General features: G+C 35.6%; 8 protein-coding genes. 6 read left to right on the top strand and 2 right to left on the bottom strand.

Going from position 1 to position 14471, the window contains the following annotated elements:
* Positions 1-11 precede the first annotated feature (11 nt).
* Positions 12-1676, bottom strand: coding sequence for a glycoside hydrolase family 28 protein (locus M0M44_RS19520; RefSeq protein WP_248727205.1), 1665 nt, complete (start codon positions 1674-1676; stop codon positions 12-14).
* A gap of 441 nt (positions 1677-2117) precedes the next feature.
* Here M0M44_RS19520 and M0M44_RS19515 point away from each other — a divergent pair, with 441 nt between their 5' ends.
* From M0M44_RS19515 to M0M44_RS19505, 3 genes are all read left to right on the top strand, one after another.
* Entirely contained in the window at positions 2118-4625 is a 2508-nt protein-coding gene (locus tag M0M44_RS19515) for an L-rhamnose mutarotase (RefSeq protein WP_248727204.1), read from the top strand.
* A gap of 150 nt (positions 4626-4775) precedes the next feature.
* Positions 4776-5840 (top strand): Gfo/Idh/MocA family protein, encoded by a 1065-nt coding sequence (locus tag M0M44_RS19510; protein WP_248727203.1) that lies wholly within the window; start codon positions 4776-4778, stop codon positions 5838-5840.
* Positions 5837-7417 (top strand): sodium:solute symporter, encoded by a 1581-nt coding sequence (locus M0M44_RS19505; RefSeq protein ID WP_248727202.1) that lies wholly within the window; start codon positions 5837-5839, stop codon positions 7415-7417. Before M0M44_RS19510 ends, M0M44_RS19505 begins: the two co-directional genes overlap by 4 nt.
* A gap of 399 nt (positions 7418-7816) precedes the next feature.
* Here M0M44_RS19505 and M0M44_RS19500 read toward each other — a convergent pair whose 3' ends face one another.
* Positions 7817-9031, bottom strand: a complete 1215-nt coding sequence (locus M0M44_RS19500; protein WP_248727201.1) for an MFS transporter — start codon at positions 9029-9031, stop codon at positions 7817-7819.
* A gap of 100 nt (positions 9032-9131) precedes the next feature.
* On the opposite strand from M0M44_RS19500, the gene M0M44_RS19495 reads away from it, so the two are divergent.
* The 3 genes from M0M44_RS19495 (at position 9132) to M0M44_RS19485 (ending at position 14448) form a co-directional block, all read left to right on the top strand.
* Positions 9132-9950, top strand: a complete 819-nt coding sequence (locus M0M44_RS19495) for an AraC family transcriptional regulator (protein ID WP_248727200.1) — start codon at positions 9132-9134, stop codon at positions 9948-9950.
* Between the two features lie 434 nt (positions 9951-10384).
* Positions 10385-12571: an alpha-L-rhamnosidase-related protein gene (locus M0M44_RS19490; protein WP_248727199.1), complete on the top strand. Its 2187-nt coding sequence runs from the start codon at positions 10385-10387 to the stop codon at positions 12569-12571.
* A 197-nt stretch (positions 12572-12768) separates the two neighbouring features.
* Positions 12769-14448 carry a glycoside hydrolase family protein gene (locus M0M44_RS19485; protein WP_248727198.1) on the top strand — a complete coding sequence of 560 codons (1680 nt, stop codon included), beginning with the start codon at positions 12769-12771 and terminating at the stop codon, positions 14446-14448.
* Positions 14449-14471: the final 23 nt, after the last annotated feature.

Below are 14471 nucleotides of genomic sequence, written 5' to 3'. Positions count from 1 at the left end.
CAACTAAGATTTTAGAATTTTACCGCTTTCTTTGGAACATCTTTTCCAACCGTAGTCGTTTTAGATAAACCACTTAAATCGATATTTTTAGTTACTCCACCATCAATTGTAATGGTGTTTGCTGAACCAGGATTAAATTCTACACTCTTTAAAGAAAGGTTTTGAACATTGTACATTTCAAATGCGTTTTTAGCTTCGATATCTAATTTTGCATTGTTGATTTTAATTCCGTTAGCATCAATGATTGAAAAGCCTTTTTGTGATTTTGCAATCAAGTTTGAAATCTCAATATTTTCTAAATTCATTTCAGGAAGACCTTGTAAAAACACGGCTTGTTGAGCGCCTCTAATCGTAATATTTTTGATTGAAATGTTTTTAAATTGAGGTGTTTCTTCGTTTACAGGAACTAATTTCGTTGTAACGGTATTTCCGCCTTCTGCTAACGTTTCAGCGATAGATTTTCCTCCATAATACAAATCAAAAGAAATCGCTTGAGATGGAATATCAGTCATAAAAACGTCAGAAATAAAGATGTTTTCTACAACACCACCACGTCCGCGTGTACTTTTAAAACGAAGTCCAACATCAGTTCCCATAAAAGTACAGTTTGAAACGTGGAGGTTTTTCACACCGCCAGACATTTCACTTCCAACCGTTACGCCGCCGTGACCGTGATACACGATATTATTTTTTACAATAATATTTTCGCAAGGAACACCTCTGTCGCGTCCATCTTTGTCTTTTCCAGATTTAATGCAAATCGCATCGTCACCCACATCAAAACTTGAATTTTCGATTACAACATTTTTACAAGATTCCACATCAAGTCCGTCACCGTTTTGAGAAAACCACGGATTTCTAACGGTTACATTTCTCACAATTAAATCTTCAATTAATAAAGGATGAATATTCCAAGCAGGAGAATTTTGAAAAACGGGTCCGTCAAACATCACTCGTTTACTATTTTGAATGCTCACCAAAACCGGACGAAGAAAATCGTGAATCGCCTCAAAATCTTCTTTAGTTTTCAAATCAGGACGAACATTTTGATCTGCGCCTTTTGCACCTTTTAAATATTGTTCAGAAGGATACCAGCTGTCTTTCTTTTCGTTTAAAACTCCCCCAGAAGCTACAAATTTCTTCCATTGCTCGTCTGTCAATTTGCTCTTTTTAACTTGTCTCCAAGCTTCGCCAGAACCATCCCAAACGCCATTTCCTGTAAAAGCTACGTTTTCTAGGTTTTTACCATAAATAGGAGAAATGCATCGCCAAGTATTTAAACCTTCAAAGCTGGTTTCGATGATTGGATATAAAGATTTGTCAGTAGAAAATTTAATCAAAGCGCCAGTTTCTGCATAAAGTTCGATATTGCTTTTTAAAATAATCGGTCCTGTAAGCCAAATTCCTGGAGGAATAATTAGTTTTCCTCCACCTTTTTTAGAAAGCGCATCAATCGCATCTGCAAAAGCTTTTGTGTTTAAAACATAACCTCCATTTATTGCTCCAAAGTCTTTTATATTCACACTGTTTTGCGGAATAATTGGCTCTTGGACTTCAGACATTTTAAATTCAATGTTTTTATACGTATCAGCAGATTTTTGCGCAATAGTAGTATTAAAACTTAAAGCAAAACATGTGAGGGCGACACATAAATGGTTAATTCGGTTAGTTTTCATTCGTATTGTATTATAGTTAAAAGTCTTTTTTGAGAAATCGATTTACTGTTAATTCAATTTTTTATCAGCGAAATTTTTATTCAATAAATAAAATTATTCATTTATAATTTGAAATAGTTAAATGTAATCGATTACACAAATCTATTAAAAAAATATTATGAAATGACAATTTTCATTAGTTTATGACAGATATTTTATGAATTTGATCTTTTTTAAATATCAAATTTAGATTATTATTTGTTGCTGAATTTTGGGTAAATGCCAATAAAATATGATGTTGGCTCATGATACAGGAAGGTACAGGATGCGTAGTTTTTTATGTTCAATTAAATTGTGCCAAATATTTAATTTAAGTGTTAAAATAATTTAAGATGTAAAATTTAAAGGGATTTAAATTTGTTAACTGATAATTTTAATACATAAAAAGTAAAAAATAGAATAATGCGACTAATTCCTTTCAACAAATTACTGATTGTTTTTTTAATGGTATTTGCAATTTCGGCAAATGCGGCTGAAATTTGGGTTTCCCCGAAAGGGAACGACAAAAACTCAGGAACAAAAGAAAGTCCGCTGGCAACGGTTCACATGGCGATGCGAAAAGCCAGAGAACTTCGTCGTTTAAAAGATTCATCAGTAAAAGACGGGATTCGTATCATTGTCATGAACGGAACGTATTACTTAAACGAACCTTTATTTGTAAGACCTGAAGATTCCGGAACAGCAGAAAGTCCAACCACAATTGAAGCTGATGCAAATGCAAAACCAATTATTAGTGGTGGAATCGAAATCAAAAACTGGTCAAAATCGACAACTGTTATCAACGGGCTTAAAAAAGGTTCGGTTTGGGTCGCCGATGCTCCGAAAAAAGCAGGAAGCATTATCGATTACAGACAATTGTGGGTAAATGGTAAAAAAGCCGTACGAGCTAAAAATACTGAAGGAACTACAATGGAGCGTATTCTATCATGGAATCACGAAGAGCAAACTTGTTGGATTCCGTTTAAAGATAAATCGGTTAAATTCGAACCGGGAATGGAAATGTTTATTGTACAATGGTGGTCAAATGCCAACTTGCGTATCAAAAATATTGAAGTACAAAAAGACAGTGCGAAACTTTCATTTGAAGAACCAGAAAGCCGTATTCAAAGTGAGCATCCGTGGCCTGCACCATGGATTTCTAAAAACAACGGAAATTCTGCTTACTTCTTAAACAATGCTTTTTCACTTTTAAACGAACCAGGAGAATGGTATTTAGACAAGAAAAATGCCAAAATCTATTACATTCCAAGAGCTGGTGAAGAGATTAATTCGGTAACGGTTACAGCTCCGGTTTTAGAAAATTTAGTTGAAGTAAAAGGAACAATCGATTCTCCTGTGCATCATTTTAGATTTAAAGGAATTTCATTTCAATACAGTAACTGGCTTCGTCCTTCGCAGCAAGGTCATGTGCCGTTACAGTCTGGTTTGTATTTGTTAGACGCTTATAAATTGAAACAGCCTGGAACTCCAAATCAGGCAAATTTAGAAAATCAAGCTTGGGTTGGAAGACCTCGTGCAGCAGTTGAAGTCAATTATTCGAATAATATTCAGTTTGAATCTTGCCGTTTTGAGCATTTGGCTTCGACTGGTTTGGATTTAAATAAAGGAACAAATCACAATACCGTAAAAGGAAATTTATTTAAAGATATTGGCGGAAGTGCCATCAATGTCGGCATTTTCTCCGAAGAAGCTTTTGAAGCGCATTTGCCTTTAATCATAAAAGATGAGAGAGAAATGTGTTCTGATGAAGTAATTGCTGATAACTTAATCACAAACGTAACCAATGAAGATTGGGGAACTTTGGGAATCAGTGCTGGTTTCGTTCGAAATATTACGATCGAACATAACGAAATTTCAGATGTATCGTACTCTGGAATGGCAATGGGCTGGGGTTGGACGCACACGCCAAACGTGATGCAGAACAACAAAATTCTAGGAAATAAAATTCATCATTACGCGAAACATTTACACGATGTAGCAGGAATCTACACGCTTTCTGCACAACCAGGAAGCCGTATTGAAGAAAACTATATTGATAAAGTTTACAACAGTCCGTACGCTCATGATCCGTTTTTATGGTTGTATTTGTATACTGATGAAGGTTCTGAAGGTTTTACGATTAAAAACAACTGGATTGCCGAAAAGAAAATCCTTAAAAACCATAATGGTCCAAAAGGAAATATTTGGGAACACAATGATCCTTATGTAAGTACTAAAATTAAAGATGCTGCGGGAATTAGAGCGCCTTACAAAGATTTAGAAAAAGAAGTTGTAATCGATGAAAAATGGGGATTGCAGGAAATGCCAAAACCGTATGTAATCGAATTAATAGGTTCTGATTTTGATATCGAAAAAATCAAATCGACTTTGACAGGATTTAGAATCGTGGGTCAGGAATTGTACCAATGGAAAAATCATTTGGTTATTTACGGAAAAATGAATCAGCCGGAAAGAACAAAACGAAAACTGGCGGGCGCTTTTCCTTCTTTAGAAATTAAAATCTATGAAGATCTGGTTTACGATTTCCAAAACTTCGAGAGATGTAAAGATTCTAAACCAGCATCAGATTGGGAAAATGTGGTTTTAACAGCGAATCTTCCTGCTGATGAAAAACTGCAGAAAGAATATGTAGAGTATCATAAAACGCAATTTGAAAAATGGCCAGAAGTAGCAAAAGGTTTCTGTAATGCCGATTTCCAGCAATTGCAGGTTTTCAAAAAAGACAGACAATTAATCTTGGTAATCAGTATTCCGAAAGGTGAAAATCTGGATAAGCTGAATCCGAAAACAACACAAAATAATCCTCGTGTAGACGATTGGAATGCTTTAATGAAAAAATACCAAAGTGGCATCGATGGCACAAAACCAGACGAGACTTGGATTTTCTTAAACAAAGTAGAAACGAAATAAAAAAGATAGCCACGAATTCACGAATTATTTTTTTACAATCTAAACGGAATATTAATTCGAATTATTCGAAAAAATAAGCGCAAAGATTTAAAAAAGAAAATTCGTGAATTCGTGGCGGAAAAAAACTATCAAAAACCTAAAATAACAACCATGTTAAAAATAGCCATTCTGGGACTTGGAGAGGGACGAAGCACAATGTCGGCGGCTTTGGAGAGTTCAAAATTAGAACTTGTAAAAGTGTGCGACAGAAACGAAGAAATCTGTAATCAGAGAGCAAAAGAATTCGATTTTCATTCGTACACAACCAATTACGATGATTTATTAAACGACGCATCAATTGATATTATCGCGATTTATACGCCAGATTATTTACACGCACAACACGTAAAACAAGCGTTATTAAGTGGAAAACATGTCGTTTGTACAAAACCGTTTATTGATGATTTATCTGATGCTAAAGAATTATTAGAATTAAGTAAATCAACAGGAAAAAAGGTTTTCATTGGACAAAGTTCCCGTTTCTTCGAACCAGCCAAAAGACAAAGAGCCGATTACGAAGCAGGATTAATTGGAGATTTAATTACAATTGAAGCGCAATATCATGCCGATCACAGATGGTTTTTAAAGAAAGAATGGTCTTTATTACAGTCATTTAAATGGTTGTACGGAGGTTTGAGCCATCCTGTAGATTTCATCAGATGGTATCTTCCAAATATTCAGGAAGTAATGGGTTACGGAATGATCAGCGCTAACGGACAATCAGCTGGATTGAAAAATGAAGATACGATGCATTTTATCTTCAAAGCAACTGACGGTAGAATTGCACGTGTAAGCGGTGTTTATACTTCACCAACGCAGCCAGCGCAACGCGATAGCGGAATGAGTACCATTTTAAGAGCAACAGAAGGAGCAAGCCAAGCTGATTATCACGAATTGCGTTATGCGGTTACCGATAAAACTGGTGAGGAAAAAGTGGTTACTTGGGGAGATAGCACTTTAAAGTATTATTTCCGTTTTGAAGGGCAAAGTCATCACGGCGGAGAATATCAGAATTATTTAGAATATTTTGTAGACAGTATCGAACAGAATTTCGAAGCCTATCCAAACATGGAAGAAGGAATTGGAACCGTAGCTTTATTACAAGCAATGGACAAATCTTTGCAAACTGGAATGCCGGTTAAAATTGCCGATATTCTTAACGAATACGGGCTATGAACAGTATCTACGATAAATTAACGACACTTGATTTTGTAATTGTGGCGGGTTATTTAGTCGCATTATTAATCATTGGTTATGTGGTAAGTGTCAAGCAGAGAAAGAAAGACGAAACGCTTTTTTTGGCTGGAAATTCATTAAACTGGTACAGCATCGGGTTTAATATGTGGGGAACCAATGTTGGTCCGTCTTCTTTATTAGCCTTTGCGAGTATTGGTTACGCAACGGGAATTGTAGCAGGAAATTTCGAATGGTACGCCTTTGTTTTTTTACTGCTTTTGGCGATGGTTTTTGCACCACGTTATATTGCGAGTAAAGTAAGCACCATGCCTGAATATATGGGAAAACGCTATGGCGACAGCACCCAAAACATTTTGGCTTGGTATGCTTTGGTAAAAATCTTGGTAAGCTGGTTGTCTTTAGGATTGTTCAGCGGAGGCGTTTTAGTGCGTCAGATTCTGGGAATTCCGATGTGGCAGAGCGTTACCGTTTTAGTGATTTTCTCAGGAATTTTCACTTTTGCAGGAGGATTAAAAGCGATTGCTAAAGTCAACGTTTTTCAGATGATTCTGTTGATTGTAGTTTCATTAACCCTTTCGTATTTAGGATTGCAGAAAGTAGGCGGAATCGAAGCTTTAGCAGCAAAAACGCCATCAAATTTTTGGAATTTAGTTCGTCCTTCTGATGACGCAAGTTATCCGTGGCCAGCTATTTTATTAGGATATCCAGTTGCTGCAGTTGCTTTTTTCTGTACCGATCAATCGATGGTGCAGAGCGTTCTGGGAGCGAAAAACCTAGAACAGGGACAACTTGGAGTAAACTTTATTGGATGGTTGAAAGTAATGGCGCTTCCGTTATTTATTTTACCTGGAATTTTGTGCTATGCTTTATATCCGGAATTAGGAAGCAACTCAGATTTAGCTTATATGACGATGGTAACGAACCTTTTTCCAAGCGGAATGAATGGTTTGGTAATCTGCGTAATGATAGCGGTTTTGGTGGGAACAATTGGTTCTTCGCTGAATGCTTTGAGCACCGTTTTCACAAATGATATTTATGTAAAGAAAATCAACCCGACAGCGACTATTAAAGATCAAATTAGAATTGGACGTTTAACGATTGCAGCAGGTTGTGTATTTGCAATTTTGATTGCCGTTGCAATTGACAATATCAAAGGACAGAATTTATTCAATATCTTTCAGGCGGTTTTAGGTTTCTTGGCGCCTTCGTTATCTGTTGTTTTCCTTTTGAGTGTTTTCTGGAAACGCACTACTAAAAAAGCCGTAAATGCAACGCTTTCTTGGGGTTCTGCTTTTAGTTTATTTGTTGGGGTTTTATATTTATGGATTTTCCCAGCCGATAAATATCCAGTCTGGCCTCACTTTTTATTGATTTCGTTTTACATTTTTGCTGTGCTTTTAATTGCTGCAGTTATTATTTCTTTAGTAGATAGAAATCCTGAAGTTAATGTTTCAGATGAAACTGATATTCCTAAGACTAGTAAGAAAGTAAAAGTGTTATTTGGTTTATTAGGATTGACAATCTTTGTTTTATATCTAATTTTCAATTTCCATTAATACATTCAAAATTGCTCGCAAAGTCGCTAAGACGCAAAGTTTATTTGTTTTAAGTTTTTAGAATGAAGGTTTAGCGACTTTTCGAGATTAAAAAAAAAACTCTTTCTCAAAGAATCTAAAACATAACCCAAGGTTGAAACCTTGGGCTATGTTCTGAAAAGGATTATAAAAAAAAGCAGATAGTTTTCAATCTAGAAAACTATCTGCTTTTTTATGAATTGCCTCCAGATTTAACTGGAGGTATAAAGCAAGAATAGAAAAAGGCTTTAGCCAAAAAACGTGTAGTTTGGCTAAAGCCTTTTGAGCTTTGTACTAATTTATCATCCAGCTAAAGCTGGACGTAATTGAATTATAATAATTTAAATAAACTTTGCGTCTTAGCGACTTTGCGAGATTAAATTATTTTTCAGCTTTTTTTCTTCCTTCAATATTCGGCAAGAACCCAGTAATAACACCAATCAAAGGCAAGAAAGCACAAATTTTAAATACATATTCTATACTCGTTGCATCGGCGATTTTTCCTAAAACAGCAGAACCTAGACCACCCATTCCGAAAGCAAATCCGAAGAAAAGACCTGCTACTAAACCAACTTTTCCTGGCATTAATTCAGTTGCATAAACTAAAATTGCAGAGAAAGCAGAAGAAAGAATTAATCCGATGATTACAGATAGAGTTCCAACCCAGAATAAAGAAACGTAAGGCAACATCAACGTAAATGGAGCAACTCCAAGAATAGAAACCCAGATTACATATTTTCTTCCGTAACGGTCTCCAATTGGTCCACCGATTAAAGTTCCTGCTGCAACAGCTCCCGAGAACAAGAATAAATAGATTTGTGATTGCTGAATTGAAATATGAAATTTATCAATCAAAAAGAAAGTATAATAACTTGTAATACTGCTCATGTAGAAGTATTTAGAGAAAATTAAAATCAACAGAACAATTAGGGAAACAATTACACGATTTTTAGATAAATGGTGCGTTTCAATTTTATGAGCTGATTTATTAGCCATTCTTTCAGATAAATGAGCTGTATACCAAAGAGCAATTTTATACAAAGCAAAAACTCCGACCAAAGCAATAATACAAAACCAAGCCACATAACTTTGTCCGTGCGGAATGATGATAAAAGCAGCCAATAATGGTCCGATCGCACTTCCTGCGTTTCCTCCTAATTGAAAGATAGATTGCGCCAACCCTTTTTTACCGCCCGATGCCAAATGCGCTACACGAGAAGATTCTGGGTGAAAAATAGAAGATCCAATTCCGATTAAACTCACTGACATTAATAAGAAAGTGAAATTTGTAGCAATTGAAACTAAGAAAAGCCCAATCATTGTAAAACACATTCCGATTATCAGCGAATAAGGTTTAGAGTTTTTATCGGTATACATTCCCACAAATGGTTGCAGGATTGAAGCTACGATCTGGTAAGTAAAAGTGATAATTCCGATTTGAGTAAAACTCAGTCCGAAATTGTCTTTAATGAGTGGATAAATTGAAGGAACAACAGCTTGTAAAAGGTCGTTGATTAAATGCGAAAAGCTGATTATAAAAAGTATTGAATACGTGGTTTTTTTAATTACTTCTGGTTGTACTTTAACGGTTTCCATGAGTGTTTTTTAGGTTAATGGTATTAATGAAAATTACAGCTGTATTAATTTTTTACAAAATTGAAATAAATAAGAATGTCAAAATTGCTATATTTGGACAATGAATAGTCAATATCGGACATATAGAGTAGCAACTGATTTTGGATACAAAGTAGATTCCTTAATCCCAGTTATAGGTTATACCGAAGCAGTTAATAACGAAATGTGTATCTCACATTCGCATCCGAGAGCGCAATTAATCTATGCAACTCGCGGTGTAATGAACGTTGTCGTTGGCAATAACATTTGGGTGGTAAATCCGTTGCAAGGCCTTTGGATTCCAAGCGGAGTAGAGCATCAGGTTACTTTTCAGAAAGATGTAAATTATTACAGCGTCTTTATTGATCCTTCTGCAATTGCAGGACTGCCAGAGAAGAGTTTTTCATTTGATATTCCGATGTTTTTAAAACAATTGGTTTTTAAAATCATTTCTTTTGGAACAAGCGGAAATTTAACAGAATCACAATTAAGAATCATTTATGTTTTTTTAGATGAATTGGCTTTAATAATGCCAAGTGCCACCTTTTTGCCTACTACAAATGACGAAAGATTACAGAAAGTTGTAGAACTCTTAATGAGTGATGTTTCGAGTAAACAAACCATTGATTATTATGCCGAACTTTCTTTTATGAGCAGTCGAACTTTATCACGTTTATTCATAAAAGAATTAGGAATGAATTTCAGCGATTGGCGTACCCGAATGAAGCTATTAGAAGCGATTAAAAGATTGGGCGAAAAACAATCGATAAAAGAAATTGCTTTAGATTTAGGTTACGAAACGGCGAGCGCTTTTATTTATATGTTTAAAAAGCATTTAGGTACAACACCTTCTAATTATATTTTAGAAGATGAAAATGAATCTGAAAAGCTGATTGCTTAGATTAGAACGCTGATGAAACGGATTTACTTCGTAAAGACGCGAATTGACGCTGATTTTTTATTTTTTAAACACATAGAATCATAGATTTTTTACATGCTTAAAGAAATAGAGATGGTTAAAAAATGACTATTCATTAACACATAGCTATGTGCATTTAAATAAGTGAAACGCCTTTTTCGCGCACAGAAAGACTATGTTTCTATGTGTTTTAAAAAAAATCCGTTTCATCTGCGTCTTCGCGATAAGCGAATCTGTTTTCATCCGCGTCCCATTAAAAATTGTAACATCATTTTTTTTAATACTAAAAAAGTGATAACCCATAATTTTTCCCTTAAAAAATTATCAAAAAGTAGTGTTTTTTATGAATTAGCAGGATAGTGCAGGTTGTGAAATGTAAAGATAACACTTATCTTTAGTCCCAAAATAAACTTACTATGCTAAACCGCTTTTCCATTTTTAAGACTTTACTTCTTTTTGTTGCCCTTTTTTGTTGTTCGCTATCATCAGCTCAAGAAAAATCAAAAGAAGCGACATGGATCTGGTATCCAGGCGATTTCGAAGTTTGGTTAAGCAATAAAATGCAGGTAAGACGTACAGAACGTGAAGCCGTATTTCCGCCACTTTGGCAATATTACAGTCCTTATGCTTTAGTAACTTTTCAAACAGAAGTAGATATTCCGGAACCAGACGAGGCAAAAATCTTTTCTGAAGGACCTTTTCAACTACTTTTAGATGGCGTTCAGATTTATGGACAGCCAAAATCAATAAAAATTCCTGCCGGAAAACACAAAATTTCTTTTAAAGTTTACAATCAGGAAGTGTTGCCGGCTATTTATATTAATGGGAAATATGTTAAATCTAATGCTTCTTGGAAAGTAACCAATGAAGATAAACTCTGGATCGATGAAACTGGAAAAGCACAGCAATCTGGAACACCTTGGGTACCTGTTGGGTCTTGGAATTTTAATTCACCAGAAAACAAACCTTCTGAGTTTAAACTGACGACTAAACCTTTAAGCGCAAAGAAAACAGAAAAAATAGGAGCTGGGCAGTTGGTTGATTTTGGTAAAGAAACTTTTGGTTATATTAAAATTCATGGCTTAAAAGGAAAAGGTAAAGTAGCATTGTATTATGGCGAATCCCGCGAAGAAGCGCTGGATTCTGCTAAATGCGAAACTTTAGATCATTTGTCTTTTGATGGAAAGCAGTCTCAAACATACACACATGACGGATCGAAAGCATTCCGCTATGTTCAGGTTCAAGCAGATGCAGGTGTAAAATATGACTCTATTTCGATGCTTTATGAATATTTGCCATTAGATTACCGTGGTGTATTCAAATCATCGGATGAACAATTGAATAAAATTTGGGACGTGTCGGCTTACACGATGCATTTAACCTCTCGCGAATTTTTTATTGACGGTATTAAACGTGACCGCTGGGTTTGGTCTGGCGATGCTTATCAAAGTTATTTAATGAATTATTATTTATTCTTTGATTCGGCTTCTGTAGAACGAACGCTGTTAGCACTTCGTGGAAAAGATCCTGTAACGGCTCACGTGAATATCATCATGGATTATTCGCTGTATTGGTTTGTGGGTGTCTACGATTACTACTTACATACAGGCGATACGAAATTCATTAAAACTTTTTACCCAAGAATGAAATCGCTTATGGATTTCTGTTTAGAAAGAAGAAACAAAAACGGATTTCTGGAACCTTTAGAAGGTGATTGGGTTTTTATTGATTGGGCAGACGGATTGCCAAAAACGGGTGAGGTTAGTTTTGAGCAAATGCTTTTAGCCAGAAGCCTTGAAGCCATGGCGGTGAGTGCTGAAATTGCTGGTAAAAGTGAGGACCAAAAAGAATATCAAAAATTAGGAGATGATTTGAAAACCAAATTATTTGATGTGTTTTGGGATAAAAAAGAAAATGTGATGAAGCACCAGCGTATCGATGGTAAAATCCAAAATATTGTAACCAGATACGCTAATATGTTCGGTATTTTTTTCAATTATTTTAATGAAGAACAAAAACAAAGCGTAAAAAATAAGGTATTGCTCAATAAAGATGTTCTTCAAATTACAACTCCATACATGCGTTTTTACGAGTTGGAAGCGTTGTGTGCGATGGGTGAACAGGATTACGTTTTAAAAGAAATGAAAGACTATTGGGGCGGAATGCTGAATGAGGGCGCGACATCTTTCTGGGAAGAATACAATCCAAACAAAAAAGGAACGGAACATTTAACGATGTACGGTCGTCCTTATGGAAAAAGCCTTTGCCACGCTTGGGGAGCAAGTCCGATTTACTTATTAGGGAAATATTATCTAGGTGTAAAACCTATAAAACCGGGTTATTCAGAATATGAAATCAAACCAAATCTTGGTGGTTTAAAATGGATGGAAGGAAAAGTGCCAACACCAAACGGCGAAGTTGCCATCTATTGCAGTACCAAAGAGATTAAAGTAAAAGCAGGCGAAGGAGAAGGAAAATTGATTATTGAAAGTTCAAGCAAACCAAAAACCAATTCAGGAACGATTAAGGAATTAACGAAAAATAAATATCAATTGATTGTAAAACCGAATGTGGAGTATAAAGTGAGTTATAGGGCTATTTAAGTTCTTAGTGATTAGCAAATTAGTTCTTAGTTCATAGTTTGTAACGTCCAATTTGTCATTTCGACGAAGGAGAAATCTTCACAAGTAGCTCCGCATAGAATATCGTCAATACTTTGTAGAGTTTCTCGCGAAGATTTCTCCTTCGTCGAAATGACAAGATTGAGGGAATTCAGAATTCATAAAAAAATAAAAAACCAATGTTTTCAAAAAACACAAAATACAATTTCAAATTAAAAACAGCTTTTCTAATGCTGTTAACTGTCTGCATTCAAGTTTCAGCACAAAATACTGCATGGAAACCTGCTTCCTTTGAAGTTGTAAAATCCAATTACAGAACTTTCAAAACCACACAATACGCGCACGTATTTTCAGGAAGCAAACACAATATCGTTCGTTTAGCTCCAGAATTACAAGGATTAACAGGCGTTGAACTTCCTTTGGATAAATATAAAAACGGAACCAATTCTCCATTACAATTAAAATTTAAAGAACCCGTAACTGTTTTGGTTGGTGTTTTTCAAGATAAAAATGCAGAATATCTGCAAGTAAATCAAATCGGGAATAATAATGAGATCCTTTCAAACGGAGTTACCATTACAGGTTTACCGCCTGTTGATGTTTATGCAATTCCGTACGGAAAAGGAACTCACACTATTTTGCCAAACCAAAAAGGATTATTTACTGTTTTGGGAGTTTTAAAAATCGATCAGCAGTTGAATGCTAGAGATGCAAAATTACCAGACGGAAAATTGTGGAATCCAACTTTCATTGTAGAAGGATTTTCAGATGAAAAACCACTTTTCGAAATTATCGGTGGAGAAAACAAACCCGTTATTGACGAAGGAATGTCTGGAACAGAAGGAATTCAGGGTGGATTTGAAGGCGGACGTGTGGTGAAAGTCGGCGATACCTATCATATGTTTCCAACCGAAAGAGCAGGAGAAAAAGGTGTTGATTATTATTATGATCGTGTAAAAACCAGAATCGGACATTGGACTAGTAAAGATGCAATTACTTGGAAAAGAGAATCCACAATCTACCAAGCAAGCGGAACTTACGCCGTAACCGAAGATGATAACCCGATGAATGACCGCCGTGCCGCAATTTGGTCGTATATGCCGGTTTTTAACGAAAAGGCAAACAAATGGTACGGCTATTATTTGGCTTATACGGTTAGTAAAGAAATAGAACCAAATCATTCATTTGGAAGAATTTGGAGATGTGAATCAACTGTAGATGGCATCAACGGAATAGGAGGACCTTATAAAGATATGGGAATTATTATGGAACCGGGATTAGATTCTCAGCCTTGGGAAGGTCGTCAGGGAGTCGCTTCGTTTTTTCCTTATCAAGTTGGTGATAAATATTTCGGATTTTACAGCGGGGCGTATCCGTTTAATTCTTGGGCCGATTATCCGAAAAAATCGGGAAAAGGCTGGTTTGTGGCTTTAGCCGAATCTAAAAGTTTAGAAGGACCTTGGACAAGAATGAACAAAGGTTTGGAACCTATTAAAACGATGCATCCACAATTTGTTGAAAATCCAATTGTAAGTCAGCTACCAAACGGTCTGTACATTGCTATTTTTGACGGAGGACCAGACGGATGGGGACATCATTTACCAAATATGATTGCCTATTCATTATCAGCAGACGGAATAAATTGGACAGAAGCGCATTATCTTCCAATAGAAACCAAAGTCGATAAATGGTGGGATATTATGAGAACACCTTTATGTTTGATCCCAGAAGGAAATGATGTTTACACAATAGTTTACAATGCAATCGATTTGAAAAGAAGATTTCATCCAACAGGAATGGTCAAAGTAAAATTGAATAAAGATGTGATGGAGTCTCGTTTGAAAGAATTGAAGAAATAGAAGAGAGAGTGGGAAGATGCAAG

Origin of the sequence: Flavobacterium humidisoli, assembly GCF_023272795.1 — a bacterium.
In the GTDB taxonomy this organism is placed as follows: Bacteria; Bacteroidota; Bacteroidia; order Flavobacteriales; family Flavobacteriaceae; genus Flavobacterium; species Flavobacterium humidisoli.
Note: the sequence above shows the minus strand (reverse complement) of the source record. Positions and strands in the feature narration are given on the sequence as shown.

Coding starts and splice junctions, on each gene's coding strand:
- M0M44_RS19515 (WP_248727204.1), top strand. CDS start 2,118: ATGCGACTAATTCCTTTCAACAAATTACTGATTGTTTTTTTAATGGTA.
- M0M44_RS19520 (WP_248727205.1), bottom strand. CDS start 1,676: ATGAAAACTAACCGAATTAACCATTTATGTGTCGCCCTCACATGTTTT.
- M0M44_RS19505 (WP_248727202.1), top strand. CDS start 5,837: ATGAACAGTATCTACGATAAATTAACGACACTTGATTTTGTAATTGTG.
- M0M44_RS19485 (WP_248727198.1), top strand. CDS start 12,769: ATGTTTTCAAAAAACACAAAATACAATTTCAAATTAAAAACAGCTTTT.
- M0M44_RS19510 (WP_248727203.1), top strand. CDS start 4,776: ATGTTAAAAATAGCCATTCTGGGACTTGGAGAGGGACGAAGCACAATG.
- M0M44_RS19490 (WP_248727199.1), top strand. CDS start 10,385: ATGCTAAACCGCTTTTCCATTTTTAAGACTTTACTTCTTTTTGTTGCC.
- M0M44_RS19500 (WP_248727201.1), bottom strand. CDS start 9,031: ATGGAAACCGTTAAAGTACAACCAGAAGTAATTAAAAAAACCACGTAT.
- M0M44_RS19495 (WP_248727200.1), top strand. CDS start 9,132: ATGAATAGTCAATATCGGACATATAGAGTAGCAACTGATTTTGGATAC.